The sequence below is a fragment of the Oryzifoliimicrobium ureilyticum genome (assembly GCF_037199735.1).
GTDB lineage: Bacteria > Pseudomonadota > Alphaproteobacteria > Rhizobiales > Rhizobiaceae > Rhizobium > Rhizobium ureilyticus.
Genome location: NZ_JBBBVQ010000090.1, coordinates 1 through 510 on the forward strand (window position 1 = coordinate 1; position 510 = coordinate 510).

Here is a 510-nt window from a genome sequence, read left to right on the forward strand (position 1 = left end):
ACGATGGCGAGCTGATGATCGTCATTGATGGCGCTGGCAATCGAAAGACATACAAGCACGACAACAATGCCAATGTTATTGCCGAAGTCGATGCCGAAGGTCACGAGACGCGGCTTGTCCGAGACGAAAAAGGCCGCGTCATCGAGACGCATTTCCCAAACGGTGCTGTCGAACGGAGGACTTGGGATGGGCACAATCGTCTCTCCTCGGTCACCGATGCTAAAGGCAACACCACTCGCTTTGCCTATGACGCTTTTGGGCGCCTAATCGAAACTGTCGCACCTAACGGTGCCGTAACCTGGCAAAACTACCGGGCCGGCGCTGGCGGCTTCGACGTCGTTAGCGAGATCATCCGCCCCGATGGCGTGCGCATGACGAGAAGCTTTGATGGACAAGGTCAGTTGGCGAGCGTCACCGACGGCGAGGGCCGCAGCTGGACCTATCGCTATGGCGCATTCGGGGTCCTCAAAGCGATTGTCGATCCCAAAGGCGGCGAGATCAAGCTTGAGA

General features: G+C 57.5%; 1 pseudogene. It reads left to right on the plus strand.

From position 1 onward, the window contains the following. Positions 1-510: pseudogene (locus tag VQ830_RS29005) on the plus strand (hypothetical protein); the annotation flags it as partial.